We start from the raw sequence: 26,866 nt of genomic DNA on the forward strand, positions 1-26,866 counted from the left end.
CCGGAAGATTCTCTTCCGGCACCAGTTTACGTTCGATGACACTGTAATGACAAGCTTGTAATTACTACATGTAGTGGTCTTGACCCGTATATGTTGTGGTCAGGTCCCGTTTAGCCTGTCTGGGTTGCAATGTCAGCTTTGTGCGCTGAAGCGGATCCTGACCGCATCCCCATGGCCTGGAAGATCCTCGGCCCCAGCCAAACTCACGATGTGGCCACTGACCTGCTCCAAAGCCGCACGGTTGTAATTGATGACCTGCACTGCCCGCAGGAAGGTGGTGACGTTCAGCCCCGAGGAGAAGGCAGCGGTACCGCTGGTGGGCAGCACGTGATTGGACCCTGCACAATAATCCCCAAGGCTCACGGGGCTGTAGTCCCCCACGAAAATGGCGCCCGCGTTGCGGATCCGCGCCGCCACCGCCAGTGCGTCCGCCGTCATGATCTCAAGGTGCTCAGCGGCGTAGGCATTGCACACCGCAATCCCCTGTTCCAGGTCATCCACCAGCACTACACCCGATTGCGGACCGGAGAGTGCCTCAAGGACGCGTGCGCTGTGCTTCGTGGCGGCTGCCTGGCGTGCCAATTCACCCACGACGGCGTCCGCCAGGTCAGCGGAGTCCGTCACCAGGACAGAGGCGGCTTTGGGATCGTGCTCGGCCTGGCTGATGAGATCCGCAGCCACCAGCGCGGGCTGGGCAGAGGAATCGGCCAGGATAGCGATCTCGGTAGTTCCTGCCTCGGAATCGATGCCAACGACTCCCTTCACCAGCCTCTTGGCCGTGGCGACGAAGATATTGCCAGGCCCCGTGACGAGATCCACAGGTTCGATAGGAGGTACTCCGTCCGAACCGGGGATGCCGTAGGCAAAGGAAATGATTGCCTGGGCACCGCCAATTGCGTAGACCTCATCGATTCCCAGCAGCGCTGCCGCCGCGAGGATGGTTGGGTGCGGGAGGCCGCTGAAGTCCTTTTGAGGCGGCGAAGCCAGGGCGATGGATTCGACACCTGCAGCAACGGCGGGAACAACGTTCATGATCACGGAGGAGGCCAGGGGCGCGAGGCCACCCGGGACATACAGCCCAACACGCCCCACGGGAATCCAGTTCTGGCTGACAACCGCGCCATCAGCCAAAGCGACGTCAACATTGGCTGGACGCTGCTGATCGGCGAACTGCCTGGCCCGGCTGATCGACTCTTCCAGCGCGGCGCGGACAGTGGGATCAATGTCAGCCAGGGCCTTGGCAAGTGCCTCCGCCGGTACGCGCGGGTGGGACTGTTCAACGCCGTCGAAGTTTTTTGCAAGTTCGGTCAGAGCGGCAAAACCGCGGCTGCGGACGGCTCCCATAATGTCCAGGACCTTCTGCTCCGCATCTGCCATCGTCTGATGCTTCGCCCTGGGTACCGCAGCGCGCAGCTCAGCCAGCGAGAGGTGGCGGCCGCGGAAATCGATACTGAGGAAATTCAAGGACGCAGCGGCAGGGGCGGAGGTATCCGAAGAAGTGGTCACCCGGCTATTTTACGGGCTTCCTTGAAAGAACCCCGAACAGCGCAAGTATGAACGTCACGAAGGCGATCGCGCCGGGCCACAGGACGAGGACGGCGTAGGAGCGAAGGGTGAAACCGTAGTCCGCACCCAGGGAAGGGTCCGGAGCGGGACCCCATAGCTGCGCTGCAACCAAGCCCACCACCCAGGCAACCGCTGCGCCGGCCGCGCCCCCTGCCAGTGCCAAGGCCAACCGCCTGCCGCCCCCAGTCCCCTGGAGCTTTCCGTCGAGCATGAGGCCGGTGACACACCCGGCCACCAACATCAGCCCGGCAAGGACCAAGTCGCGCGGCAACCACGAATCAGGGTTTGCAGGATTTGCCAGTTCGGGGTTGCCCGATACCAGGTTTCCCCCACCCGGTGCCAGGATCCACCAAAGAATGCCTATGACTACCCCCGCGGCCGCAGGCAGGACAAGCCACAGGGCGTCCCGCGAACGCCAGCGAGTTGCGGCGTCGGGCTGGACTTCCGCGGGAACGTGCACAGTGGGCTCAGTCATGGAACTCACATTAACAAACGTTCACGTGTGCTCATTAAAATGGAGAAGTGGGGCACAGGGAGGAATACCCTGAGAGGAAGACGCCCCCGACCCCAGTTCCAGGAGATTCATCAACGTGGCAAGCGAACTATCCGGCTTCGAAAAGACGTTCAGGGAAATGTTTCGCCGCCATGCCGCCGGGGTGGCCATCATCACAGCCAACCTGAATGGCAAGCCCTTCGGCTTCACTGCCACTTCCGTTGCATCCCTGTCCGCCGAGCCGCCACGTTTCACCTTCAACATGGCCCGAAGCTCAAGTTCCTGGCCCGCCATCGCCAATGCCAACTATATTGGCGTGCACATGCTCGGACTGGAGAACCAGGCGCTGGCAGATCGCTTCGCCAAGACGCGGGACCGCTTCGAAGGAGACCACTGGGAGCCAGGTCCGTATGATGTCCCCATTCTCAAGGACGTCGCAGGTTGGCTGGTGGGAAAGATCCAAATGCGGTTGTCGTTTGAGAACAACGCTGTGGTGGTCGTGGAGGTCGTGGATGGCCAAGTGGGCGACGACGGCGCTCCCCTGCTCTATCACGGTGGCGGCTATAGCCAGCCGAGGCCGCTGGACTACGAAATCTAGCCTTCTCCAGGATTCCGGCCTTCCAGTGCGCTAATTATCCAGGCAGGCCGGACCCAACAGGACTTTCAGGTCGCCAAAGAGCGACGGGCTGGGGTTGACCCGCAGGTGCACGGGAAGCCCCATGACCTCAACTTTGGTGTCCCCCATGAGCTTGAGCCGGACCTCGGAGTTGCCCCGATGTGTCCGCAGCACATCCCGAAGGTCAGTAACCACTGCCTCGGTGGCCTTGAACGTTGGAATGGTGATCACGACCGGTCCGTTCACGCTCTCACTAAGATCCGGTACCGAGAGTTCCATGCAGTTCAGCGTCACGGCTCCGTCGTCCCTGCGCTGCAGGCGACCCTTGACCACCACGATCAGGTCTTCAGCCAGGACGGAGGCGATGGGCCCGTACACCTGGCCGAAGAACATGACCTCCATGGAGCCGCCCAGGTCTTCAATTTCCGCGCGGGCGTAGGCGTTGCCACTGGCCTTGGCAATCCTGCGGCTCAACGAGGTGATCATGCCCGCGATGGTGACTATCGCGCCGTCGTGCGGTCCGTCCTCGGCGATGATCGACGTAATGGACTGCTCCGCATGCTGGCTGAGGACGCCTTCCAAGCCCTGCAAGGGGTGGTCCGAAACATAGAGACCCAGCATGTCGCGCTCGAAGGAGAGTTTGTCCTTCTTCTCCCATTCCGGGAGGTCCGGAATTTCAGTGGTCAGCGAGGCCTCAGGTTCCTGGTCCTCGAAGCCGGCGAAGAGATCGAACTGGCCGATTGCCTCGTTGCGTTTGAGGGTGATGACGGAGTCGATGGCCTCTTCGTGGATCATGGCCAAAGCACGGCGATGGTGTCCCAGCGAGTCGAAGGCACCAGCCTTGATCAAGGATTCGATGGTGCGCTTGTTGCAGACAACTGCCGGGACCTTCATCAGGAAGTCCTTGAAGGATGTGTAGCTGCCTTCCGTGGTCCGCGCAGAGACCATGGCTTCCACCACGTTCACGCCGACATTTCGGATGGCCCCCATGCCGAAACGGATGTCCGTTCCCACAGGAGTGAAGTTCAACGAGGATTCATTGACATCCGGCGGAAGAACGGTGATGCCCATCCGGCGGCACTCGTTGAGGTAGATAGCGGACTTGTCCTTGTCATCACCGACGGACGTGAGCAGGGCAGCCATGTACTCGGGCGCATAATGTGCCTTCAAGTAGGCAGTCCAGTAAGAAATGACCCCGTAAGCGGCCGAGTGCGCTTTGTTGAAGGCGTAGTCGGAGAACGGAAGCAGAATGTCCCAGAGCGTCTTGACGGCGGCCATGGAGTAGCCGTTGTCCTGCATGCCTTGGGAGAAGCCGGCGAACTGCTTGTCCAGCTCCGATTTTTTCTTCTTGCCCATGGCACGGCGCAGGATGTCCGCTTGGCCCAGCGAGTAGCCGGCAAGCTTCTGCGCCACCGCCATAACCTGTTCCTGGTACACGATCAGGCCGAATGTCCCACCCAGGATTTCCTTGAGCGGTTCTTCCAACTCCGGGTGGATGGGAATTACTTCCTGTATCCCGTTTTTGCGCAGGGCGTAGTCGGTGTGGGCGTTGGCGCCCATGGGTCCAGGCCGGTACAGCGCGAGAACTGCGGAAATATCTTCGAAGTTGTCAGGCTTCATGAGCTTGAGCAGGGACCGCATGGGTCCACCATCGAGCTGGAACACACCCAAGGTGTCACCGCGCGCAAGGAGCTCGTAGGATGCAGCATCGTCCAGTTCCAGGTTTTCCAGGTCCAGGTCAACGCCGCGGTTCATCTTGATGTTTTCCAGGGCATCCGAAATGATCGTCAGGTTTCGGAGGCCCAGAAAGTCCATCTTGATCAGGCCGAGGCCTTCGGACGTCGGATAATCGAACTGCGTGATGACCTGGCCGTCCTGGAAACGGCGCATGATGGGAATGACATCGATGATGGGGTCCGAGGACATGATGACGCCGGCGGCGTGAACACCCCATTGGCGCTTCAGGCCCTCGATGCCCAGCGCAGTCTCGAAGACCTTGGCGGCCTCGGGATCGGTGGCGATCAGCTGGCGGAAATCTCCTGCTTCGCTGTAACGCTTGGATTCCGGGTTCTGAATGTCCGCCAAGGGAATGTCCTTGGCCATGACGGCAGGCGGAAGTGCCTTGGTCAGCGTCTCGCCCATGCTGAACGGGTAGCCCAGCACTCGCGAGGAGTCCTTAAGCGCCTGCTTGGTCTTGATGGTTCCGTACGTGACGATCATTGCCACGCGCTCGTCGCCGTACTTCTTGGTGACGTAGTCAATCACCTCGGAGCGACGGCGATCATCGAAGTCGACGTCGAAGTCGGGCATGGAAACGCGGTCCGGGTTGAGGAAGCGTTCAAAGATCAGGCCGTGCTGCAGGGGGTCGAGGTCGGTGATGCGCATGGCGTAGGCCACCATGGAGCCTGCACCGGAACCACGCCCCGGACCAACGCGGATCCCGTTGTTCTTGGCCCAGTTGATGAAGTCGGCAACCACCAGGAAGTACCCGGGGAAGCCCATGGAGGTAATAACCCCGAGTTCGTAGTCCGCCTGCTTGCGGACCTTGTCCGGAATGCCTTGCGGATAGCGGTACTTAAGGCCAGTGTCTACTTCCTTGACGAGCCAGGAAGTCTCGTCTTCCCCGGGAGGACAAGGGAAGCGTGGCATGTAGTTGGCGCCGGTGTTGAACGAAACTTCGCAGCGCTCGGCGATGAGCAGCGTGTTATCGCAGGCCTCCGGGTGATCGCGGAACAGCTCCCGCATTTCCTGTGGAGATTTCAGGTAGTAGCCACTGCCCGAGAAGGCGAAGCGGGAACCGCCGTTGTCGTACGTCGGTTCCAGGAGTGTGGAACCGGACTGGATAGCCAACAAAGCTTCATGGGCCTTGGCATCGTGTTCATGCGTGTAGTGGAGATCATTGGTGGCCACCAGCGGGAGGTTGAGCTCCTTGGCAAGGCGAAGGAGGTCGCCAGTAACGCGCCGTTCAATGTCCAGCCCGTGGTCCATCAGTTCGCAGAAGTAGTTCTCCGCTCCAAAAATGTCGCGGAACTCTGCTGCGGCTTCGACAGCCTCACGGTAAAGGCCGAGCCGCAGCTTGGTCTGGACTTCCCCGGAAGGGCAACCTGTGGTGGCGATCAAGCCTTCGGAGTACGTATTGAGCAATTCCCGGTCCAGGCGGGGCCACTTGCCAAAGACTGAATCCAATGAAGCGATGGACGAGGCCCTGAACAGGTTCCTCATGCCCACGTTGTTGTAACTCAGGAGCGTCATGTGGGTATACGAGCCACCACCCGAGACGTCGTCCTTGCGCTGGCTTTCGTCGCCCCAGCGCACACGTTCCTTGTCCCCGCGGGCGGTACCCGGGGTTACATAGGCCTCGACGCCGATGATCGGCTTGATGCCCTTGTCGGTGGCCTTACGCCAAAAATCGAAGGCACCAAAGAGGTAGCCGTGATCAGTGGTGGCCAGGGCGGGCATCCCCAGGCGTTCGGTTTCATCGAACAGCTCACCGAGCCGGGCAGCTCCATCCAGCATGGAGTATTCGGTGTGGGTGTGCAGGTGGACGAACGAATCATTGCTGGAAGTCACCACGACAGTCTACCGTCCCGCCCCCGACAAAATGCGGAACCCTTGGACCGGGCAGGCCCGGAAGGGTCGCCTACGCTGAGCCCGTGGCCAGCAGGTCCAAGGCGTACTGAAGGTCCGCTGGGTAGTCGCTGGTGACTTCCACCCACTCGCCGCTCCGTGGGTGTGTGAAGCCCAGTTGCCGTGCATGAAGCCACTGCCGGGTCAGTCCCAGGTTTGCCGCGAGGCGGGGATCAGCACCGTAGGTGAGATCGCCGGCGCAAGGGTGCCGCAATGCAGAGAAGTGGACCCTGATCTGGTGCGTCCGGCCCGTTTCCAGGTGCACCTCCACCAACGTAGCTTTACCAAAGGCTTCCAGGACCTCGTAGTGGGTCACTGAGGGCCGGCCGTCTTCGATCACCGCAAAGCGCCAATCGTGGCCAGGATGGCGGCCGATCGGGGCATCAATAGTGCCCTCGAGTGGATCCGGAAGTCCTTGCACAACCGCGTGATAGACCTTGTCCACCGTGCGCTCCTTGAAAGCCCTTTTGAGGACTGTGTAGGCATGCTCCGTTTTGGCCACGACCATCACGCCGGAAGTGCCGACGTCGAGCCTGTGGACAATGCCCGCACGCTCGGGTGCTCCCGACGTTGAAATCCGGTAGCCGGCTCCAGCCAGGCCGCCGACCACCGTGGGTCCCACCCAGCCAGGCGATGGATGCGCCGCCACTCCCACTGGTTTATCGATGACAACGAATTCCTCGTCATCCAACAGGATCTTCAGGCCTTCCACAACTTCCTCCACGACTTCCAAGGGATCCGGCCGCTCGGGAACCGTGACGTCCAGCACCGCGCCCGCAATGAGCTTTGCTGATTTGCCGAGGGCCGCACCGCCGCTGGTGACGTTGCCTTCGGCAATGAGCAGCGCCGCAGCAGAACGGGAAATGTCCAGCAACCGTGCAAGCCCGGCGTCAGCCCGCGCTCCTGCAAGATCCTCAGGTACAACAACCGACTCACTCACCAACGGTCTCCTCGCTGGAGCCAGGAACCGGCTTGGCTGGCTTCGCGGACTTCGGTGCTGCCACTTGCCGGGTGCCATCCATGCCCACCCCGCGCAGGGTCAGCAGGCAAATGATGACAACGCCGGACACCACAGCTGAGTCGGCGATGTTGAAGATCGCAAAATTCGGTACCTGGACGAAATCAACTACATGGCCCATGGCGAAGGACGGTTCACGGAACAACCGATCGGTCAGGTTGCCCAATGCACCACCGAGCAGCAGCCCAAGTGACAACGCCCACCAGGCGGAGCCGAGCCGCCGCAACTGCAAAAGGATGGCAACGGAAACACCGGCCATGACGATCGTGAAGATCCACGTGACGTTCTCACCGATGGAAAAAGCTGCCCCTGAATTCCGGATGTAGTACCAGTGCAGCAGTGGTGGCAGCACTGGAATGCGCTCACCTTCTGTCATGGTGCTGGTCACCCAGAGCTTCGTGAGCTGGTCAAAGGCATAGGCAAAAACTGCAAAACCGGCAAAAAGCCACAGCATTGCAGGACGCCATTTTCGGACGGGAAGTTCCGGCCGCGATGCGTCGTCGGTGAGGTCGTCGGTCATAGTGCTTTCGTTCGTGGAGCGTTGCGGGTTGCTGGCGGGGTGTTAACAGCAAAAGCCGGTGGCAGAGGAGACCCCAGCCACCGGCTTTCAGAATACTTGCTAAACGTCAGCGGTTGCTTCGCCGACCTCAGGGGCAGCGACGGAACCACGGGCGTCGAGGTCGCGCAGCTGGCCCTCGATGTAGGCCTTCAGGCGCGAGCGGTAGTCACGTTCGAAACCACGGAGCTGCTCAACCTTGCGCTCAAGGACCGAACGCTGCTGCTCAAGGGCGCCAAGGATCTTACGGGACTTCTCCTGGGCGTCGTTGACGAGGCTGGAAGCCTCGATCTGCGCCTCAGCGATAATCTTTTCCTTCTGCTGTGCACCGTCGGCAACGTGTTTGTCGTGCATCTGCTGCGCCATGGCCAACAGGCCTGCAGCGGACTCAGCGGTAGGCGTAACACCGTTGCTGGGAGCCGGTGCCTTGGCGGCAGCAGCCGCAGCGGCCTGCTCGGCTTCCTTCTTCTTGGCAGCCTCAGCAGCCTTCGCTTCGGCTTCCGCCTTGGCCTCGGCTTCCTTGTCCACCTTGACCGGGGCCGGAACCTTCTCGACGACCGGAGCCGCAGCAGTTGCCGCGGGCACAGCCGAGCCAGCTTCGCCGAGCTTCTTGCGAAGTTCGTCGTTCTCCTGGTTCAGGCGGCGCAGTTCAACCACGATCTCGTCGAGGAAGTCATCTACCTCGTCCTGGTCGTAGCCTTCGCGGAACTTGGTCGGCTGAAAGCGCTTGTTGACAACGTCTTCTGGCGTCAAAGCCATCTGGTCACCTCGTTGGTCTAGTTAGTCAGTAGGCCTTCCGGCCGTTCAAAACTACGGTACCTAAATATCATCTGGTTCCTCCAATTCAACACCATCGTGTTGAATTGGAGAATTTGCGGCCCTCGGACCCTTGCGAGCCCCCGGTTCCGCGGTACAGCATCACTGCGCAGCTACGCCAGGCTGTTGCTCACCGCCATGGCAATGCTCACGGCGATAATCAGGATCAGGAAGCCCAGGTCCAAGGAGATTCCACCCAGTTGCAGTGGCGGTATCAACCTGCGAAGCCTCCTCAGTGGTGGGTCTGTCACAGAGTAGACAACATGGGCTGTTACCAATGCCACACCGCGGGGCCGCCATTGACGGGCGAACATCTGAACCCATTCGAAGATCAGCCTGATGATAAGGGCAATGAAAAACAGCAACAACACAATATAGATAAGGCCGAAAACAATGCCCACGAGTTAGCTCAGATCTCCCACTTGTTCCGGAATGCCGATCAGTCCCTGCTCTTGAAACGCCGATCGGTCCTTACTATTGCAACACAGATGCCAGGCAGGTTGACCCGCCTGGCATCCTCGTAGCGATCGTTCTTAGCTCTGGTTAAAGAAGCTGGCCTGCGTTTCGCTGGCCTTCTTGTCGTCCCCGATGACTTCAACATACGACGGCGACAACAGGAAGACCTTGTTGGTCACCCTCTCGATGCTGCCATGGAGGCCAAAGACCAAACCGGCCGAGAAATCCACCAGACGCTTGGCATCTGCCTCGCCCATATCGGTGACGTTCATGATCACGGGAATGCCATCCCGGAAGCTCTCGCCAATAATCTTGGCGTCGTTATAGGAACGCGGATGAACTGTGGTGATCTGCCTCAAACCCGAGGCATCTTCGCGGCTCGACGCCGCACGCTTAATGGGTGTCACGGGTGCGCGGTATTCCTCTTCGGCGTCAACAGTGGGCATTTCACGGACAACTTCCCGGACGGGTGCAGGCGCTCGGCGCTCTTCCCGGTCCTGTGCCTGGGGGCGTTCTTCGTCGTGGTGCGCGACGGCCTGCTCAGATTCGTAGTGTTCATCGCCGTCGGCGAGCCCAAGATAGATCATTGTCTTGCGCAGAGCGCCAGCCATGGTGCACTCCTATCGTTTCTGCAGTAGGCGGGCCGCCATGACTTGACATATTGGAACCCCGGCCCGTCATTCCAATACTTTGACGCTACCCCACGGCCGGACGCGAACCGAGAATATCGGAGCCAATTCTCAGGTGTGTCGCCCCGAACTTGATAGCGGCCTCAAGGTCCTGGCTCATCCCCGCTGAAATCCCTGAAGCAGCCGGATGATTGGTCCGCAGTTCCCCGGAAACAACCGCAAGTCGTTCAAAGGCGGCTTCGGGATCGACACCCAGGGGGGCCACAGCCATCACCCCGGCGAGCCTCAGTCCTGGTGCGGAAGCGATCATTGCCGCCAGGGATTCCACCTCTGAGGGCCGCGCCCCACCACGGTGCGCCCCGGCGTCGTCATCCAAACTGACTTGGATGTAGCACTCAAGGTCATTCCGCCCGGTGGCGTCCTGTTCACGGGCGACTGCCTTTTCAAGTGCCTCGATCACCTGGGGACGATCTACTGACTGCACCGAGTAGGCGTATTTGGCCACTGATTTCGCTTTTTTGCTCTGCAACTGGCCAATGAAGTGCCATCGGATGTCCAGGTCGGTGAGTTCGGCGCTTTTGCCTGCAGCCTCCTGGTCACGGTTCTCGCCGAAATCCCGGACGCCCAGTGTAGACAGTCGCCGGACATCAGCTGCCGGGTGGAACTTGGTCACGACGATCAGCCCAGGAAGATCTACACGTCCCGCAGCAGCCGTCGCCGCCGAAATCCGTGTCCGAACAACCTCGAGCCGCCGGGCAAGTTCGGCGGTGCGGGCATCCGAAGCTGCAACGCCGGACTGGGCGTCGTCTTGTAAGTGGCTAGTCATGCGTCCACACCAAACCTGCGAATCGACCCGTACGGGAATCCCGCCGGTCAGGAAAAAAGGGATTCATTTTCCAGGGTGCACTCCCCTGAATATTCAACGGTGACGCCGCCTTCGGCCAGCTGGGCGCGAACACCGGCGGGAAGATCCAAGGCCGGCGTTCCCCACGATGTACTCGACCAGGCGGCAGGTGCCACCGCGGCAACTTCTTCGCGAAGCTGCTCGGGAACCTCATAGCAGGAGCCGCAAATAGAGGGCCCCAGCCAGGCACTGATGTTCAGGGCACCGAGCCTGCGCATCTCGTTGACGGTTGCCCGGACAACGCCGGAGGCTACGCCTGGCCGTCCTGCGTGCGCGACAGCGATGAGGGGACCGTTATCGCCTGCATCTCCAACGAGGACCACAGGAACACAATCAGCCACCATGACGGACAATGGCTGCGGAGCCTGGCTGCCCGTAGGCATGGAGACCATTGCATCCGCAGTGGGTCCGGAACCGTAGCTCGAAATGAGGGCGACCTCATTGCCATGAACCTGGTCCATGTACTGAAAGCTACGGTTGCCCAGGTTTGCGGCATCGTCCAACCGGGCACGACGCACAGTCACATCCCCGGGGTTGTCCCCAACGTGGAGGGCCAGGTTCCCGGCGTCTATGTCCGTGAAAGCAACAGAAACGCCGGGCTGTACTTCATTGCGCCACCAAAACACGGGATATTGACTCTCGAAGCCCGCTTACTTCAGGAAATCGGGAACGTCGAGGTCATCCGAGCGGCTACCGGACAGATCCGGCTCCACAACGGCCGGAAGGTCGACGTCGAAGCCGGAGTCCGCGGGGAGCGCCGACGGACGCTGCTGGCCCCAGTTGCTCAGGCCTGCGGCGCCGATGCCTGCAGTTGCATGCTGCGGCGCGTTCGCGCTGGAAGGAGCCGTGCTTGGCGCAGCAGGACGCTCTGCAGGCACGGGGTTCTGCGCGGGACGCGACTGGTCCATGGACGGAGAGGTTGCCTTGACGTCGTCGAATCCGGCGGCGATGACGGTGACACGTGCTTCGTCGCCGAGGGCGTCGTCGATGACCGCACCGAAGATGATGTTCGCTTCCGGGTGCGCGACTTCCTGCACAAGGCGGGCTGCCTCATTGATTTCGAACAGGCCGAGGTCTGAACCACCCTGGATGGACAGCAGCACGCCATGCGCGCCGTCGATGGAGGCTTCCAGGAGTGGCGAAGCGATGGCCAGTTCGGCAGCCTTCACTGCGCGGTCTTCGCCACGGGCGGATCCGATACCCATGAGCGCGGAGCCGGCACCCTGCATGACGGATTTGACGTCGGCGAAGTCGAGGTTGATGAGGCCCGGGGTGGTGATGAGGTCCGTAATGCCCTGGACACCGGAAAGCAGGACCTGGTCAGCTGAGCGGAAAGCGTCCAGGACGGAGACGTTGCGATCGCTGATGGACAGAAGGCGGTCGTTGGGGATGACGATCAGGGTGTCGACTTCGTCACGCAGGGCGTCGATACCGGCTTCGGCGGAGCCTGCACGACGACGGCCCTCGAAAGTGAAGGGGCGGGTCACTACGCCAATAGTCAGGGCACCCAGGGAGCGGGCGATGCGCGCGACTACAGGGGCTCCACCCGTGCCGGTGCCACCACCTTCGCCAGCCGTCACGAAGACCATGTCTGCGCCGCGGAGAACTTCTTCGATCTCGTCAGCGTGGTCTTCGGCGGCCTGCTTGCCGACCTCTGGGTTGGCTCCGGCGCCAAGGCCGCGCGTAAGCTCACGCCCGACGTCGAGCTTGACGTCGGCATCGCTCATGAGGAGCGCTTGCGCGTCAGTGTTGATGGCAATGAACTCGACGCCCCGGAGGCCGACCTCGATCATGCGGTTGACTGCGTTCACGCCACCGCCGCCGATGCCGACGACCTTGATGACGGCCAAGTAATTCTGCGGTGCTGCCACGTTTCGTGCCCCTTGCTTGTGTCCTATAGCGAAACTGATCGAGTCCAACTTGAATACTTGGACCTTAACCCTCTAGTTGAAGGTTATAGTTATGTCAAGTAACTCTACTGCGACGGTATTTCCTCCGCTTCGCACATGCAATGACCGCTTGCGCGTGTCGCTTGATTGTCGCGAAATAAGGTCACCGAGGCCCGCAGGTTACGTGCTCAATGCTCTTTATTTGGTGAATGGATGCCGGGGCACACTGACGTCGTAGACGTTCACGGGAACTTTGGGATCCGGCGGCATCTTCAGTAGTGCCTCAAGTGCCTTCGCCTTCAGTTCCTTGTCCTCGGCATTGCCCCACACTACCGTCTTTCCGTCCACCAGTTTTAGCTCAACGGCATCAGCCGACGCAGCAGACGCGGTGGACATCCTGGCGAGCACATCGGCCGGCAAAGTGTTCAGGACAGCAGCAATCGCTTTGAACAACCCAGTGTTGGTGGCACCTGCACCAGCGTCGATCAGGGGCAGCGCCACCGCAGACTGATCCTGCGTGGCTCCAAGCTGAACCCCATCTACATCCACCATCACAAACGAGTCACCTTGCTTCAACAGGGCCACCGGTACGCGCTCATGGACGTGCACCAGCAATTCCGACGGCGGCCTTGCCTCCACAGTTGCCGAACGCACCTGGATCAGGGGCTTCAGGAGCTCATTGACTTCCTGCTCGCTCACCTGCGGCAGCGGCTTGCCCTCCACACCCAACAAAGCCTTCTGCACAGCCTCGGGCGTCAGCAGTTTGGTGCCATCCACAGTGATGGTCCGGACCGCGAGCACGGGCGAATAGATGGCACCCGCTATTAGCACCGCGACGAAAGCCGTAACGATGGAGAGCGTCCACAGCAGGAGCCTGCGTTTGCGTTTGCCCTTCGGCTCGGGAAAAGCAATGACATTGTCGGCGCTGTTTTTTGGCGAAGCCTCTACTGACCGTTGTGCGCTGATGACACTTTCCCCGGAACCGCCGGCCGGACGGCTCTTATTCTCCCGGCCGGAATCTGCCCCGGGCTTGAAGGTTGGCTTGCGGGTGCTAGCCACCCAATGCCTCCACAATCACCGGGCCGTAAGCGGTGACATCGCCGGCTCCCACGGTCAGCACTATGTCCCCCTCACCAGCGGCCGCCACAATAGCTTCCACGGCTTCGTCACCAGAGACCAGCCGCCCCCGGGAGAGTCGGTCAGCAATCAACGAACTAGTGACACCGGGGATGGGGTCTTCACGGGCAGGGTAGATATCAAGGACCAGCGCTGTGTCCGCGGCGTCCAGTGCCGTTGCAAACTCCGCAGCAAATTCCCGGGTCCGTGAAAACAAATGCGGTTGGAAGAGAACGTGGACTTTGTTGCCGCCAGCCACAGAGCGGGCGGCGGACAGGGCCGCACGCACTTCGGTTGGGTGGTGGGCGTAGTCATCGTACACACGCACGCCCCTCCCCTGCCCTTTGAGTTCAAAGCGCCGGGACGCACCAGTGAAGTGTCCCAGTGCAGTAGCCGCCGTCCCGGGCGCTACACCAAGCTCCAAGGCGACGGCGAACGCCGCAGCGGCATTGAGCGCGTTGTGCCTTCCCGGGACCTGCAGTTCCAAGGTGTACCTGGCTCCATCCACCGCTACCGAGACATCACCCGGGCCGCCATCGTGAAGGCGGATATCGGCGTCGTGACTTGTTCCGTACGTAAGCACACGCGTGGTTCCCTTGGCGGCTGTCCGGTCCGCAAGGGCGCGGGCGCCGGAGTCGTCCGCACATGCCAGAAGGACTCCGTGGGGCGGCAGGAGTGCCGCGAAGCTATCAAAGGAGGCGTAAACAGCTTCAGCGGTTCCGTAGTGGTCCAGATGGTCCGCTTCCACATTGGTGACGACGGCGATCAGGGGACGGTAGTTGAGGAACGAACCATCGGACTCGTCCGCTTCAGCCACGAAGATGTCCGAGGATCCGTGAGCCGCGTTGACTCCCAGTGCCGGGACGTTCGCGCCAATGGCGAACGAGGGATCCAGTCCTGCTTCCTTGAGCAGGACCGCGACCATGGAGGTGGTGGTGGACTTGCCGTGCGTACCGGCGATGGTGACCACCCTGTGGCCGTCCATGGTCGCAGCCAATGCCTCGGAACGATGCAGCACGGGCAAACCGGCCTGACGTGCCGCAGACAACTCAGGATTGTCGGCACGGATTGCGGAGCCCGCGACAACAGTCTCGGCGTTACCCAGATTGCCGGAATCGTATCCCACAGCAATACGGGCACCTGCTGCGGCCAGGTCGTGCATGACCGGAAGGTCTTTGGCGTCCGTACCACTCACGGGAACACCGCGCGCCACCATGATCCGGGCGATGGCTGACATTCCCACGCCGCCGATGCCGATGAAATGTACTCGTCCAAGGGACTCAAGTGGTGCAATCGCGTGCGTCATGCGGATACCGCTTCCAAGACAAGATCAGCCATGCGCTGATCGGCGTTTCTGATGCCAAGGGCCTCGGACCTGCGGGCCATTTCATCCAGCCTGCCGCGATCCGATACGAGTGGAATGAGTTCTTCTTTGAGCCATTCCGGGGTGAATTCTTTGTCCTGGACCATCAGCGCACCGCCGGCTTCCACCAGGGCAGCTGCATTCAGCGCTTGCTCACCGTTACCGATAGGCAAGGGCACGAACACTGCAGGAACGCCTACTGCTGCCACTTCGCTGACAGTTGCGGCCCCGGCACGGGCAAGCAGGACGTCAGCAGCAGCGTAGACATTCTCCATTCCATCCACGTACTCCACCTGCCGGTAGCCATCAGCGGCAAGGAGTCCGCCGTCGTGATCCAAAACAGCCTTGCCGGTACCGGTGATGTGCAGTGTCTGGATCCCCGCAGCTGCCAGCGCGGGCAAGGCCGCAGCCACAGCACGGTTGATGCTCAGTGCTCCGGAGGACCCGCCAGTCACGATCAAGGCAGGACGGTCCGGATTGAGGCCCAGCGAAGCCTTGGCAGCAGGCGCTGCCTCGGAGCGGTCCAGTCCTGAGATGGCGCGGCGCATGGGCATTCCCACGTGGCGGGCGCCGCGAAGGCGCGTACCGGCAAACGCCACGGCAACATGGCGGCTGAACCGTGCACCCACGCGGTTCGCCAGCCCCGCCTTCATGTTGGCTTCGTGGATCACGATAGGTGTTCCGCGCCTGCGGGCTGCCAAGTACATGGGAGTGCATACGTAGCCGCCCACACCCACCAGGACATCGGCCTGGGCGTCATCCAGGATTCGTTCTGCCTGCTTGACAGCTCCCCGCAAGCGCCCCGGAAGCTTCAGGAGATCAAGGGACGGTTTTCGTGGCAACGGGACCCGGTCAATAGTGGCGAGCTCGTACCCGGCCGCCGGGACAAGCCTGGTTTCCAGGCCCGACGGCGTGCCGACAGCCAGGATGGCAGCTTCCGGACGCTTTTCCTTGATTGCGTCCGCGATGGCCAGCAACGGACTGACATGGCCGGCCGTACCACCGCCTGCAAGCACGACGGACAACGGCTTGGACGCGTGGGGGGAATCTGAAGTCATGAAGTGCTATTTACGCTTTCGTGCGGTCTTGGACAAACGACGCGGCAAGAGCCGGGGACGCTGTTGTGGTGGCAACTGTCCGCGGGCCAAGGACAACACTACGCCCACGCCGCACAGCGACATCACCAAGGCCGAGCCACCTGCCGAAATGAAAGGCAGCGGGACACCGATCACTGGAAGCAGCTGGGTCACCACTGCCATGTTCATGCTTGCCTGTCCCAGGAGCCACACCATGATGCCACCGGCGAGCGTGCGCTGGAACGGATCGGTCTGCCGGACAACGACACGGAAAATGGCGATGCCAAGGATGGCGAACAACACCAGGACCACAAGGGTGCCCACCAGTCCGAGTTCCTCGCCGATGATGGCAAAGATGAAGTCATTGTGGGCCTCAGGAAGCCAGTTGTACTTTTGCCGGCTCTGCCCCAGCCCAAGTCCCGTCCAACTGCCCTGCGCCAATCCGTACATGCCATTGGTGGACTGGTAGGTGAAGTCGGAATCTGCCGTGCATGAATCCCCTGCCATGCCCAGCCAAGCCGTCACCCGGCAGATCCGGTTGGGACTGATGATTGTCATGGCTGTAGCGCCAATGGCTCCCGCGACGCCCGCAATTGCCAGCATCCTGGTGGGAACCCCGGCAAAGTACAACCCCGCAGCCACAATGGCCATGACAACGATCGCGGTGCCCAGGTCATTGCCCACGAGGATCAGCCCAAGGACCAGGCCAGCACCGGGGACCACCGGTATGATCACGTGCATCCAGCGATGCAGGTACTTCTCCTTGCGTGCCAGGACCGCCGCTATCCAAACACAAAGAACCAGCTTCGAAATTTCCGAGGGCTGGATGCTGATCCCGCCGATATCGATCCAGTTCTGGTTGCCCAGTGTGCTGCGACCGAAAACCTGGACAAGTATCAGCAGGACCACAACGGCACCGAGTCCCCACCAGGACAGCCTCTTCATCCAGCTGACGTTGGTCCGGGAAATCAGGTACATCGCCACAAGTCCGACGACGCCAAACATCGCCTGCTTCAAGGCATCGGCGTACGGCGACTTGCCTTCAGAGATCGCTTCCACACTGGAAGCAGAGAGCACCATCATCACACCGATGGCGGTCAGGGCAAGGGCGCATCCAAGAATGAGGTAGTACGTGGAGCTGTTCGGCGCTTTGCTCTTGCCTTCCAGGCCTTCCCAGAAAGAGCGGACGTGGCCCCGAAGCCCGGCGGGTTTCTTGCGGGCAGCCGGCGAAGCCTGGGCTCCGAGGTCCCCGGAAACCCTGCCGCGGCTGCGGGTGGGCGTGCTGACCATTGTTACTCCTCGGTGGTCTTTGCCTGCCCTTCCACAAGCTCGTGTACTGCCTGGACGAAAGCGTCGCCACGGTGAGCGTAGGAAGAGAACTGATCCATGGATGCAGCCGCTGGAGCCATGAGCACGGTGTCCCCCGGCTCCGCCACGCTGGCCGCTGCCCTCACAGCCTGGGCCATGATGGTCTCACCAAAAATCGGCGAGGAGGCGTTACCGTCTGCGGTCTGCACACTTTCAGTGTCGCCCTTGGGCTGGGCTATCACGGGGACATCCGGTGCGTGTCGCTGGAGGGACGCTTCCAGGGCCTCGGTGTCCGTGCCGATGAGAACCACGGACTTCAAGCGGGGAGCGTGCTCCTTGACGAGGTCATCGTAATTGACGCCTTTGGAGAGGCCCCCTGCGATCCACACCACGTTGTGGAAAGCAGAAAGAGCGGCCGAGGCAGCGTGGGGGTTGGTGGCCTTTGAATCGTTGATCCACAGGACGTCGTCGTTTTTGGCCACGAGCTGGATACGATGCGCGCCGGGCAGATAGTTGACCAGGCCCTGCTTCACGGCGGCAGGCTCAACCCCGTAAGCACGGACGAGGGCCGCGGCGGCCAGAGCGTTGGCCACCATATGCCGTGGTGCCACTGGCCCAAGATCGGAAATGGATGCGAGTTCGGCGGCTGAGTCTTTCCGCTCTTCGATAAACGCGCGGTCAACCAACAACCCATTCACGACGCCCAGCATGCTGATGCCGGGGGTGTTCGTGGTGAATCCGACCGCGCGGCAGCCTTCCACGACGTCCGCGTTCTCCACCATGCGTTCGGTTTCAATTTGATCGGCGTTGTAGATGGCCGCCTTCTGCGTGTTCTCGTAGACCTTGGCCTTATCGGCAAGGTACGAGGCGTAAGAGCCATGCCAGTCCACGTGGTCTTCGGCGACGTTCAGGCATACGCTGGCCACCGGTGACAACGAATGGCTCCAATGCAACTGGAAGCTTGAGAGTTCCACTGCAAAAGCGTCGTACTCCACCGGATCCCTGAGCGCGTCAAGGATGGGCGTGCCCACGTTGCCTACGGCAATGGCTTTGAGTCCGGCCGCCTGCAGCATGGACTCTGTCATCCCTACCGTGGTGGTCTTACCGTTGGTGCCGGTGATGGTGAGCCAATCAGCGGTCTTCCGGCCAGCCCGTTCGCGGACGCGCCACGCCAATTCGACGTCGCCCCACACGGGAATGTGCTTACGTTTGGCGGCGGCCAGCAGGGCTTGGTCCGGGCGCCATCCCGGCGAAGTCACAATGAGCTCCGGCTTGTTGCCGTCAATGAGGGGAAGGACCTTCACGGCGTCTTCGCCCAGCAACACATCCACCGCACCCACGATTTTCAGGGTGTCAGCCTGCGCCTTTGCTTTCGCCGTGGTCGAGGAGTCCACCACCACAACTTTTGCACCAAGTTCGATGAGGGTATCTGCGGCAGCAAAACCGGACACGCCGATTCCGGTCACCACCACCCGCAGGCCACGCCAATCAGCATCCCAGCTGGTGAGATCCTCGAGGCGGTCGTTGGCCGAGGCCGCGCTCTCCTGGTTTGCGTTCACAGCAGCACCACCCATTCAGCGTAGAAGATTCCCAGGCCCGCTGCCACGAAGAGCCCGGCAAGGATCCAGAAGCGGACAACAACGGTGACCTCTGCCCAACCCTTCAGTTCAAAGTGATGTTGCAGTGGGGCCATCTTGAAGACCCGTTTGCCACCTGACAGCTTGAAGAAACCCACCTGGATGATGACGGAAAGGGTGATCAGGACGAACAAACCACCGATGAAGGCCAGCAAAAGTTCCGTGCGGGACAGGATCGCGAACGCGGCAACAGCGCCTCCGATTGCCAGGGAACCGGTGTCTCCCATGAAGATCTTGGCCGGTGAGGTATTCCACCAGAGGAAGCCCACCAAAGCAGCGCTCAGGATGGCCGCCAGGAGCGCCAGGTCCATGGGGTCGCGCACCTGATAACAACCGCTGCCGGCCTCACGGGGCGAACCGCAGGCCTGGTTGTTCTGCCAGATACCCATGATGGTGTACGCGCCGAACACCATGATGGACGCTCCCGACGCGAGGCCATCCAGGCCGTCCGTCAGGTTCACGCCGTTGGTAGCTGCGGTGATGATGAGGTTGGACCAAACGACAAAAAGAATCGCGCCCAGGATGGTCCCACCAAAGGCGAGATCCAGCCAGGGGATGTCGCGGACGAGCGAAATTTGCGTGGACGCCGGACGGAGTCCGTCCTCGTTGGGAAACTGCAGCACCAGAACGGCAAAAATGATGCCGACGGCGGCTTGCAGGATCAGCTTGGCCCGGGCGTTCAGGCCCAAACTGCGCTTGTTGGAAATCTTGATGTAGTCATCCAGGAAGCCAACGAAGCCCATTCCTACCATCAGGAACAGCAGAAGCAGCCCGGACGCGGAGGGTCCCTCGGACCGCGGATTCATCATCCACATGATCAAGTGGGTCACGAAGTAGCTGATCAGAACCGCGGCAACAACCACGGTTCCGCCCATGGTGGGAGTGCCGCGCTTGGTGTGGTGCGAGGTAGGGCCGTCGTCGCGGATGAACTGCCCATAGCTCTTGGCCACCAGGAACCTGATGAACAGGGGCGTCCCTATCAGGGCCACCAGAAGGGCGACGCCGGCGCCGATCAAAAGTGCAATCACAGCAGCTCGTTCCCTTCGCTTGCGGCATCTTCAGCCGCGCTTTCCCCGGTGGACTCGGCCCGTGGGGGTAATGCTATCCGATCACCCAAATGCCTCAGCCCCACTCCGTTGGAGGACTTGAACAAGACCAGGTCTCCGGGTTGCAGCTCCCTTTGCAGGAGTTCGTAGGCTTCTTCGGCAGTCTCCGTGAACGAACATTCGTCCCCCCACGAGCCTTCCTGGATGGCCGATATATAAAGGGCCCGCGCTTCGCGTCCTACCACCACGAGCCTGGAAATGTTCAAGCGCACCACCTGTGTTCCCACGGCGGTGTGCTCGCGGATGGAATCCTCACCGAGCTCCAGCATGGCGCCAAGGACGGCCCAGGTCCGCCTGCCCTGGCCAAGATCAGCGAGTGTGCGCAATGCAGCTCGCATCGACTCAGGATTGGCGTTGTAGGCGTCGTTGATGATGGTGACGCCGTCGGCGCGTTCGGTTCGTTCCATGCGCCATCGGCTGGCCGCGGATTGGGAACTAAGCGAGGAAGCAATGTCTGCCGCCGGGATGCCCGCGGCAAATGCCGCAGCAGCAGCAGCCAGCAGGTTCGTGACGTGATGGCCGCCGATCAGGCGGCTTCGGACGCGGACGGAAGGGCCGCCGTCGGGCAGTACAAGATCAAACTCGGGGTGGCCTTCGGCGTTGACCACAACGTTGCGCGCTTCCACGTCTTCGTTCGTCGCTGGAGAGGCACTAAAGCCCAGGACTTTGGCCCTGGTGCGGTTCTTCATGGCGGCAACGCGGCCATCGTCCAGATTCAGGACGGCCGTGCCGTGCTCACTGAGCCCTTCAACGAGTTCGCCCTTGGCCGTGGCGATGTTTTCGACACCGCCGAATTCCCCGGCGTGGGCGGTGCCGACCACCAGCACCACTCCGATGTCCGGCTGCACCATCCCAACGAGGTACTTGATGTGGCCGATGCCGGTGGCTCCCATCTCGATGACGAGGAAACGAGTGTCCGTATCGGCAGCAAAGACCGTCAGGGGGACGCCGACCTCACCGTTGTATGAGCCCCGCGGAGCCACCGTGGGCCCGGCTTGGGACAACACGCCGGCGAGGAGGTCCTTGGTGGTGGTCTTGCCGGCTGAGCCGGTAATGCCGATCACCGTAAATTCCTCGCCGCGCTCTTTGCGGGCAGAGCGGATCCGGCGGACGGCTTCGGCAGCAAGGGCTCCCATGGCGAGCACAGCATCGTCAACAACGACGGCGGGATACGGCTTGCCGTCGACGTCGGTGACATCGCGTTCGGCCAGCACCAGGACGGCACCCCGCTCGAAGGCAGCGTCAACGAAGTCATGACCGTCCGCGTGCTCGCCGGGCTTCGCCACGTACATCGAACCAGGTGTAGCTTCCCGGGAGTCAGTGACGACGGAAGTGGGCGCGATGTCCCCGTCTCCGGTCAAACGGCCATGGGTGATGTGGGCGATCTCCGCCGCAGTAAGTGCAATCATCTCGGTTTAGGACTCTATCCGCTGGTCCGTTGAAACGCTGAATCCCCTGGATGTCAAGGCGCTCCGCAATTCCACTCTGTCGTCAAGGGCAAGGTTGACCCCCTTGACCTCTTGCCATACCTCGTGGCCGCGACCTGCGATGAGGATGGTGTCCTTCGGGGTGGCCAACTCCACTGCGAGTCGGATGGCGGCATCCCGAGGCGAGGACTCGATGATTTCACAGGTCAAGTTCCCAGCCTCTCGGGCAGCATGGGCACCTGCCAGGACCTCTGACCGGATAGCCGCGGCATCCTCGTCATGGGGGTCGTCGTCACTGACAATGACAATATCCGCCAAGCGTGCCGCAATGGCGCCCATGGTAGGACGCTTGCTTTGGTCCCGCTGCCCGGTAGCCCCGAACACCACGATCACGCGGGAGCCTTCTTCACGGGACCGCACAGCCTGCAGCGCGCGGGCCAGGGCATCGGGATTGTGGGCAAAATCAACCACGGCCGCCGGCGCAGTGGAGATGAGTTGCATGCGGCCCGGAACGGCAACAGTAAAGGGATCGTGGGCGTCGAGTGCGTCCTGGAGGGTCTCTACATCCATGCCTGATGACAGGACCATGATCGTGGCCAGGGCCGCGTTCGCCACGTTGAAGTCACCCGGCAAGCCAGTGTGTACGCGCAGGACACGGCCGTCTGTGTGCCGCAGTTCAAAATCGGTGCCGAGTCCACGGGCGGTGGTTGAGGCAACGGACCAATCGGCAGGGCTGCCTCCTGTCGTTGCAGTAAGTGTGGTGACCGGAATGTCCGCTGTTCGCGCCAGGTTGCGGCCCCACTCGTCATCGACCATCACCACTGCCTGGCGTGCCCGTCCTGCGGTGAACAGCTCAGCTTTGGTGCGGAAGTACTCTTCCATGCTGCCGTGCAGGTCCAAGTGGTCCTGGGTGAGGTTCGTGAACCCGGCGACGTCGAACATCACGCCGTCCACGCGGTGATAAGCAACGGCGTGGGAGGACACCTCCATGGAGGCCGCCTCCAGCCCGCGTTCCCGCATCAAGGCGAGCAGTGCATGGACGTCTGTGGATTCCGGCGTCGTCAACAGGCTCGGAATAGGATCTCCCCCGGCCAGGATCTCGATTGTTCCGATAAGTCCCGGGGTTTTACCCAAGGCACGGAGCAGGGAGTTGATGAAGTACGTTGTGGTCGTTTTACCGTTGGTCCCGGTCACTCCAAACAGCGTCGGGAACCCGCCGTCGTCCGGCTGGCTGCGGTAGATCAGGGCAGCCAAACGCCCGACGACGGTGCGCGGCTCGTCGACGATAAGGACAGGCACGGGCTGCTCGCCTGCCAGGGCAAGCTGCCGTGCCCCGGCGTCGTCCGTGACTACGGCGACGGCGCCAGCCTCAACGGCCTGTGGGACGAAGTCGGCACCATGGCGCGAAGCCCCGGGCAGGGCCATGTAAAGGTCACCAGGTTCAATGGCCCGGGAATTCAGCGAGATCCCCGTCACTCCCCTGGTCCCGCCGTCCGCCGGGACGGCAACACCCAGGGCTTCTGCAAGGGTCGACAAAGGCACTGCAGCCACAGACGCCGGACGGAAGCCGGATGTGCCGGTCTCCGGCGTCTCGGCGTGGACAGCGGCCTCATTGTGCTCTGACACGTGGTTCTCCGTTGATGCTCGGTGGAACGACCGGCTTGGGGCCAGCGGCGCCCAGCCGGTAGTGATGGATCAAATTCTTTGGCCGAAACAGACGCCCAAGAAGCTTACTTGACGAACTGCGGCAGGCGCGCGGGGGTGCCGGTGGATGGTGCCACGTTGTAGGTCCTGAGGACCTGGGACATGACGGAACGGAACACGGGACCATTGGTGATGCCGTAGATATTTCCCCTGGGCCGCTGCAGGACGACCTCGACGATGAACCGGGGGTCATCCATGGGCGCCATGCCCACCATCGAGGCCGTGTACCCGTCAAAGCCGGCGAGTCCATCTTCGCGGGGTGCCTGTGAGGTACCCGTCTTGGCGCCCACGCGGTAGCCGTCAATGGCTGCGTCCTTGATCTGGCCCTCGGTCACTGCGCTTTCCAGAATGTCCCGCATTTGTTGTGCAGTTTCCTTGGACACCACCTGCCGGGACTCCTTGGCCGGAACCTTCTGCTCTTCGCCCTCGGGGGTGATGTAGCTGTCGATAAGCCTGGGCTGCAACATCACGCCGCCGTTGGCAATCGACTGGAAGGCCCGCACGGTTTGCAGCGTGGACTGCGAAACTCCCTGACCGAACAGGACCGTGTATTGCTGGCGTTCGTCCCACTGATCAGGCTTGGCGAGGATACCCGTCGCTTCCGCGGGAAGGCCGATATCCGTTTGTTCGCCAACGCCAAACTTCTTCAGCCATTCATAGCGCTGCTCTTTGCTCAGCCTGCTTCCCGCCATCACGGTGCCGGTGTTCATGGACCAGCCCAGGATTCCGGCCAGCGTGCGTTCTTCGGTGCCGTGCTCGAACGCATCCGTGAACGTCTGGCCGTCAATGGTGTACGACGGCGGGATGGTGAAATGGTCCAGCGGAAAGGACTTGCCCTCCTCGATCACGGCAGAGGCAGTGATCATTTTCTCGACCGATCCGGGCTCGTAGGCGGCCGTCACGGAACGCACACCCCGGTCCTTGGCATCAACTTTCCCGGGGTCGTTGGGGTCCGGGGCATTCGTGTCGGCCAAGGCGATGAGGTTGCCCGTCTTGGTGTCGATCACAATGATGGAACCCCACTCGGCGTTCATCTTGTTGACCTGGCTTTGGATGGCCTGCTGTGCGAAGTACTGGATGTCCGTGTTGAGGGTCAGCTTGACGTCGCTTCCATCCACAGCCGGCGTGAGTTCATCAGTGGCCACGGGGATTCTGAGGCCATCAGCGCCAATCTCAAAAACACGCTTGCCCTCGGTACCGCGGAGGACCTGGTCCTGGGTTTGTTCGATGCCTGCCTGGCCTGTTGTGCCGTCCTGGAGGAAACCCACCACTCCGCCTGCCACGCTGCCGTTCGGATAGACACGCTTACTGACGCCTTCGGCGGCCACACCGGGTATATGCAGCTTGGAGATGCGGTCTTCAAGCTCGGGTTTCACATCCTTGGCCACCGTGAAGTACTTCTTGTCACCAGTGAGCGACTCCCTGACCTTGGCGGGATCGTCCCCGAGGAGCGAAGCCAGTTCGGAGATACCCTGGTCGCGCGGGATAGTCTCCACTTCCTCAGTCTTCTCGTTGTAGCGTTTGAACTCAGCGGTGGCGGTGTTCAGGACCTGATCCACAACAATGTTGTAGCGGATGACACTGCTGGCCAGGACGGTGCCGTTGGCGTCCAGGATCCTGCCCCGTTCGGCCGGCAGAACCTGCGGCGTGAGACGGTTCGCGAGGGCGGCCTCGGCCATGCCACCGACATCAAGGCCTTGCACCATGAAGAGTTTCCCGCCCACCACCAACAGCAGTGTCAGCATGATGCCAAGACCAACCCGGAGCCGCTTCCTTGCCGCCGGCACCTTCGTCTTTTTTGATTTGCCGGGGTTTCGCGCCACGTGGATTCCTTGCTGCTGGCCTTGCGTCGGTGATCTTGCGGGCTAGTGCCCTGGTGCCTTCTGCTGGGGAGCCGGAACGGATCCGCCGTGAAGCTCCGCAGGCGCAGCCGCCGGAGTTGCGGGCTTGGCAGCAGGCGCAGCCGGTGTGGCCGCGGGCCCTGCAGGTGTTGCCCGTTTGAGGTTCTCCAACGGATCCTTGGTAGTCACCGAAGGCACCACATCAAGCTGACCGGCAACGGCCGGAGGGGCGATCACGGCCGAGGGGTTGTCTCCCTTGACGGCCGGGGTTGCCTTTCCGGTGACCGTCATGGTGTTCAGATCGATCTGACCCTTGACGGTGGACTGTACCATTCCCAATTCTGCAGCCTTTGCAGCCAGATTCTGGGGAGCCTCGAAGTTCTGCTTCTTCTGTGTCAGGTCCTGGTTTTCCTTGTTCAGCGTGGCTGCTTCCGATTTGAGCTGCACCAACCGGTACTGGGCTGTGGATACAGAAATGTTGAGGACGAGCACCGTCAGCAGGGCGGCCGCCATCACCACGAAGCATAGGACAACAAAGGGAGTGCGCCGCTTCCCGGGGGCGCTGCGCACAATCGAAAGCGGCGTACGCGCCTTTCGGCCGACGTCGGGCTTGCCGGCTGGAGCCGGGAGTGCTCTGGCCGTGTTGCCTACCACGGAGGGCAGTGTCTTCGCTGCGGCGGTGCTCATGCGACTCTCCTTGGCTTGATGCGCTCCACGGCCCTGAGTCGGGCAGACGCCGCGCGGGGGTTCTCGGCAATTTCTGCGGCCGTAGGCACTTCCGTGCCTTTGGTCAGCGTTTTCAGTTCGGGTTTGTGTTCTTCGAGTTCAACGGGGAATCCAAGCGGTGCTGAGGACTTGGAGCCGGCCTGGAAAACAGACTTTACGATCTTGTCCTCCAATGAGTGGTAGGACATCACGACTATCCGCCCACCCATGGCCGTCGCTGCGACGGCCGCTGGAATAGCCCGTTCCAGGACGTCGAGTTCTTCGTTGACCTCGATACGCAGCGCCTGGAAGGTCCGCTTGGCCGGGTGGCCACCGCTCTTGGCTGCAGCAGCAGGTACTACACTGCGGATTTGCTCAACGAGTTCGCCGGTGGTGGCAAAGGGCTTCTCAGCCCGGGCAGCGACGATCCTGTTCGCAATCCGTCCGGCAAACTTCTCTTCGCCCCACTTGCGGATGATACGAACGAGCTCTTCTTCGCTGTAGTTGTTGACGACGTCTGCGGCGGTTTGACCCCGGCTGGTATCCATGCGCATGTCCAGCGGAGCATCGTAGGAGTAGGCGAAGCCACGCTCCCTTTCGTCCAACTGCAAGGACGATACGCCCAGGTCCATGAGGATGCCGTGGACTTCAGGGATGCCGAGATCGGCCAGGACGTCCTCGATTTCGTCGTAGACCGCGTGAACCAGATCCGTGCGGTCCGAGAAGGGTTCCAGCCGCGCACCGGCCAAGGCCAGCGCTTCCTCATCGCGGTCGATCCCCACGAGGTGCAGATCAGGGAAACGTTGCAGCATGGCCTCGGAGTGACCACCCATCCCCAGCGTCGCATCGATGACGATCGGAGTCTCACCACGGTCCCGGGCTGCTTCGAAGCCGGGGGCGAGCAAATTGATGCAGCGGTCCTTCAGGACGGGCACGTGGCGCTCAGATGTGGGCTTTGCCGCGTCCTGCTCTTCCACGTTGCCTCCTCTTTCTTCAATCGCTTGCATTCAGTT

The 26,866-nt window shown here is 61.6% G+C and carries 22 protein-coding genes and 1 pseudogene; 1 reads left to right on the top strand and 22 read right to left on the bottom strand.

Annotation, left to right across the window (positions count from 1 at the left end):
- Positions 1 to 132: 132 nt before the first annotated feature.
- The gene (gene hisD / locus ACTAQJ_RS07700; RefSeq protein WP_498701606.1) at positions 133 to 1,506 is read right to left on the bottom strand and encodes a histidinol dehydrogenase; all 1,374 of its coding nucleotides are present in this window, start codon (positions 1,504 to 1,506) and stop codon (positions 133 to 135) included.
- A 4-nt stretch (positions 1,507 to 1,510) separates the two neighbouring features.
- Complete coding sequence (locus tag ACTAQJ_RS07705) at positions 1,511 to 2,041, bottom strand: hypothetical protein (protein WP_498701607.1); 531 nt, start codon at positions 2,039 to 2,041, stop codon at positions 1,511 to 1,513.
- A 115-nt stretch (positions 2,042 to 2,156) separates the two neighbouring features.
- Here ACTAQJ_RS07705 and ACTAQJ_RS07710 point away from each other — a divergent pair, with 115 nt between their 5' ends.
- The gene (locus ACTAQJ_RS07710; RefSeq protein WP_416418636.1) at positions 2,157 to 2,657 is read left to right on the top strand and encodes a flavin reductase family protein; all 501 of its coding nucleotides are present in this window, start codon (positions 2,157 to 2,159) and stop codon (positions 2,655 to 2,657) included.
- Positions 2,658 to 2,687: 30 nt separating this feature from the next.
- Here the strand turns inward: ACTAQJ_RS07710 and dnaE are convergent, their stop codons facing one another.
- From dnaE to rsmH, 20 genes and pseudogenes are all read right to left on the bottom strand, one after another.
- A complete protein-coding gene (gene dnaE / locus ACTAQJ_RS07715) occupies positions 2,688 to 6,245 on the bottom strand; it encodes a DNA polymerase III subunit alpha (protein WP_431119676.1) in 3,558 nt (1,185 codons plus the stop codon).
- A gap of 70 nt (positions 6,246 to 6,315) precedes the next feature.
- A complete protein-coding gene (locus tag ACTAQJ_RS07720) occupies positions 6,316 to 7,242 on the bottom strand; it encodes an RluA family pseudouridine synthase (RefSeq protein WP_431119675.1) in 927 nt (308 codons plus the stop codon).
- A complete protein-coding gene (lspA, locus tag ACTAQJ_RS07725) occupies positions 7,235 to 7,840 on the bottom strand; it encodes a signal peptidase II (protein WP_498701608.1) in 606 nt (201 codons plus the stop codon). Before lspA ends, ACTAQJ_RS07720 begins: the two co-directional genes overlap by 8 nt.
- Positions 7,841 to 7,939: 99 nt before the next feature.
- A complete protein-coding gene (locus ACTAQJ_RS07730) occupies positions 7,940 to 8,635 on the bottom strand; it encodes a DivIVA domain-containing protein (protein ID WP_431119671.1) in 696 nt (231 codons plus the stop codon).
- Between the two features lie 170 nt (positions 8,636 to 8,805).
- Positions 8,806 to 9,093, bottom strand: a complete 288-nt coding sequence (locus tag ACTAQJ_RS07735; RefSeq protein ID WP_431119670.1) for a YggT family protein — start codon at positions 9,091 to 9,093, stop codon at positions 8,806 to 8,808.
- A 132-nt stretch (positions 9,094 to 9,225) separates the two neighbouring features.
- Positions 9,226 to 9,759, bottom strand: a complete 534-nt coding sequence (locus ACTAQJ_RS07740; protein ID WP_216922977.1) for a cell division protein SepF — start codon at positions 9,757 to 9,759, stop codon at positions 9,226 to 9,228.
- Positions 9,760 to 9,844: 85 nt separating this feature from the next.
- Positions 9,845 to 10,603 carry a YggS family pyridoxal phosphate-dependent enzyme gene (locus tag ACTAQJ_RS07745; RefSeq protein ID WP_498701609.1) on the bottom strand — a complete coding sequence of 253 codons (759 nt, stop codon included), beginning with the start codon at positions 10,601 to 10,603 and terminating at the stop codon, positions 9,845 to 9,847.
- Positions 10,596 to 11,307, bottom strand: a pseudogene (locus tag ACTAQJ_RS07750) (purine nucleoside phosphorylase YfiH/LACC1 family protein). Before ACTAQJ_RS07750 ends, ACTAQJ_RS07745 begins: the two are co-directional and overlap by 8 nt.
- Before the next feature lie 24 nt (positions 11,308 to 11,331).
- Complete coding sequence (gene ftsZ / locus ACTAQJ_RS07755) at positions 11,332 to 12,552, bottom strand: cell division protein FtsZ (RefSeq protein ID WP_431119664.1); 1,221 nt, start codon at positions 12,550 to 12,552, stop codon at positions 11,332 to 11,334.
- A 216-nt stretch (positions 12,553 to 12,768) separates the two neighbouring features.
- The gene (locus ACTAQJ_RS07760; protein ID WP_498701610.1) at positions 12,769 to 13,629 is read right to left on the bottom strand and encodes a cell division protein FtsQ/DivIB; all 861 of its coding nucleotides are present in this window, start codon (positions 13,627 to 13,629) and stop codon (positions 12,769 to 12,771) included.
- Positions 13,622 to 14,992 (bottom strand): UDP-N-acetylmuramate--L-alanine ligase, encoded by a 1,371-nt coding sequence (gene murC, locus ACTAQJ_RS07765; RefSeq protein ID WP_498701611.1) that lies wholly within the window; start codon positions 14,990 to 14,992, stop codon positions 13,622 to 13,624. The genes ACTAQJ_RS07760 and murC overlap by 8 nt, the downstream gene beginning before the upstream one ends.
- Positions 14,989 to 16,107, bottom strand: a complete 1,119-nt coding sequence (gene murG, locus ACTAQJ_RS07770; protein WP_498701612.1) for an undecaprenyldiphospho-muramoylpentapeptide beta-N-acetylglucosaminyltransferase — start codon at positions 16,105 to 16,107, stop codon at positions 14,989 to 14,991. Before murG ends, murC begins: the two co-directional genes overlap by 4 nt.
- A 6-nt stretch (positions 16,108 to 16,113) precedes the next feature.
- Positions 16,114 to 17,415 (bottom strand): putative lipid II flippase FtsW, encoded by a 1,302-nt coding sequence (gene ftsW, locus ACTAQJ_RS07775; protein ID WP_498701613.1) that lies wholly within the window; start codon positions 17,413 to 17,415, stop codon positions 16,114 to 16,116.
- A 2-nt stretch (positions 17,416 to 17,417) separates the two neighbouring features.
- Positions 17,418 to 19,007 (bottom strand): UDP-N-acetylmuramoyl-L-alanine--D-glutamate ligase, encoded by a 1,590-nt coding sequence (murD, locus tag ACTAQJ_RS07780; protein WP_431119655.1) that lies wholly within the window; start codon positions 19,005 to 19,007, stop codon positions 17,418 to 17,420.
- A complete protein-coding gene (gene mraY / locus ACTAQJ_RS07785; RefSeq protein ID WP_431119653.1) occupies positions 18,989 to 20,098 on the bottom strand; it encodes a phospho-N-acetylmuramoyl-pentapeptide-transferase in 1,110 nt (369 codons plus the stop codon). The genes murD and mraY overlap by 19 nt, the downstream gene beginning before the upstream one ends.
- The gene (locus ACTAQJ_RS07790; protein ID WP_431119652.1) at positions 20,095 to 21,585 is read right to left on the bottom strand and encodes a UDP-N-acetylmuramoyl-tripeptide--D-alanyl-D-alanine ligase; all 1,491 of its coding nucleotides are present in this window, start codon (positions 21,583 to 21,585) and stop codon (positions 20,095 to 20,097) included. The genes mraY and ACTAQJ_RS07790 overlap by 4 nt, the downstream gene beginning before the upstream one ends.
- A 6-nt stretch (positions 21,586 to 21,591) precedes the next feature.
- Positions 21,592 to 23,229: a UDP-N-acetylmuramoyl-L-alanyl-D-glutamate--2,6-diaminopimelate ligase gene (locus ACTAQJ_RS07795; protein ID WP_431119651.1), complete on the bottom strand. Its 1,638-nt coding sequence runs from the start codon at positions 23,227 to 23,229 to the stop codon at positions 21,592 to 21,594.
- A gap of 104 nt (positions 23,230 to 23,333) precedes the next feature.
- Positions 23,334 to 25,130 (bottom strand): peptidoglycan D,D-transpeptidase FtsI family protein, encoded by a 1,797-nt coding sequence (locus ACTAQJ_RS07800; RefSeq protein WP_431119650.1) that lies wholly within the window; start codon positions 25,128 to 25,130, stop codon positions 23,334 to 23,336.
- Between the two features lie 42 nt (positions 25,131 to 25,172).
- Positions 25,173 to 25,835 carry a cell division protein FtsL gene (gene ftsL / locus ACTAQJ_RS07805; RefSeq protein ID WP_431119649.1) on the bottom strand — a complete coding sequence of 221 codons (663 nt, stop codon included), beginning with the start codon at positions 25,833 to 25,835 and terminating at the stop codon, positions 25,173 to 25,175.
- Entirely contained in the window at positions 25,832 to 26,860 is a 1,029-nt protein-coding gene (rsmH, locus tag ACTAQJ_RS07810; RefSeq protein ID WP_431119648.1) for a 16S rRNA (cytosine(1402)-N(4))-methyltransferase RsmH, read from the bottom strand. The genes ftsL and rsmH overlap by 4 nt, the downstream gene beginning before the upstream one ends.
- Between the last annotated feature and the right edge of the window lie 6 nt (positions 26,861 to 26,866).

It is taken from the genome of Arthrobacter sp. alpha11c (genome assembly GCF_054149985.1).

Bases quoted from the DNA above. Each gene is read 5' to 3' on its own strand.
- ACTAQJ_RS07705 (WP_498701607.1), bottom strand. From the start codon at position 2,041: ATGACTGAGCCCACTGTGCACGTTCCCGCGGAAGTCCAGCCCGACGCC.
- lspA (WP_498701608.1), bottom strand. From the start codon at position 7,840: ATGACCGACGACCTCACCGACGACGCATCGCGGCCGGAACTTCCCGTC.
- ACTAQJ_RS07730 (WP_431119671.1), bottom strand. From the start codon at position 8,635: ATGGCTTTGACGCCAGAAGACGTTGTCAACAAGCGCTTTCAGCCGACC.
- ACTAQJ_RS07740 (WP_216922977.1), bottom strand. From the start codon at position 9,759: ATGGCTGGCGCTCTGCGCAAGACAATGATCTATCTTGGGCTCGCCGAC.
- ACTAQJ_RS07745 (WP_498701609.1), bottom strand. From the start codon at position 10,603: ATGACTAGCCACTTACAAGACGACGCCCAGTCCGGCGTTGCAGCTTCG.
- murC (WP_498701611.1), bottom strand. From the start codon at position 14,992: ATGACGCACGCGATTGCACCACTTGAGTCCCTTGGACGAGTACATTTC.
- murG (WP_498701612.1), bottom strand. From the start codon at position 16,107: ATGACTTCAGATTCCCCCCACGCGTCCAAGCCGTTGTCCGTCGTGCTT.
- ftsW (WP_498701613.1), bottom strand. From the start codon at position 17,415: ATGGTCAGCACGCCCACCCGCAGCCGCGGCAGGGTTTCCGGGGACCTC.
- murD (WP_431119655.1), bottom strand. From the start codon at position 19,007: ATGGGTGGTGCTGCTGTGAACGCAAACCAGGAGAGCGCGGCCTCGGCC.
- ACTAQJ_RS07790 (WP_431119652.1), bottom strand. From the start codon at position 21,585: ATGATTGCACTTACTGCGGCGGAGATCGCCCACATCACCCATGGCCGT.
- ftsL (WP_431119649.1), bottom strand. From the start codon at position 25,835: ATGAGCACCGCCGCAGCGAAGACACTGCCCTCCGTGGTAGGCAACACG.
- rsmH (WP_431119648.1), bottom strand. From the start codon at position 26,860: ATGCAAGCGATTGAAGAAAGAGGAGGCAACGTGGAAGAGCAGGACGCG.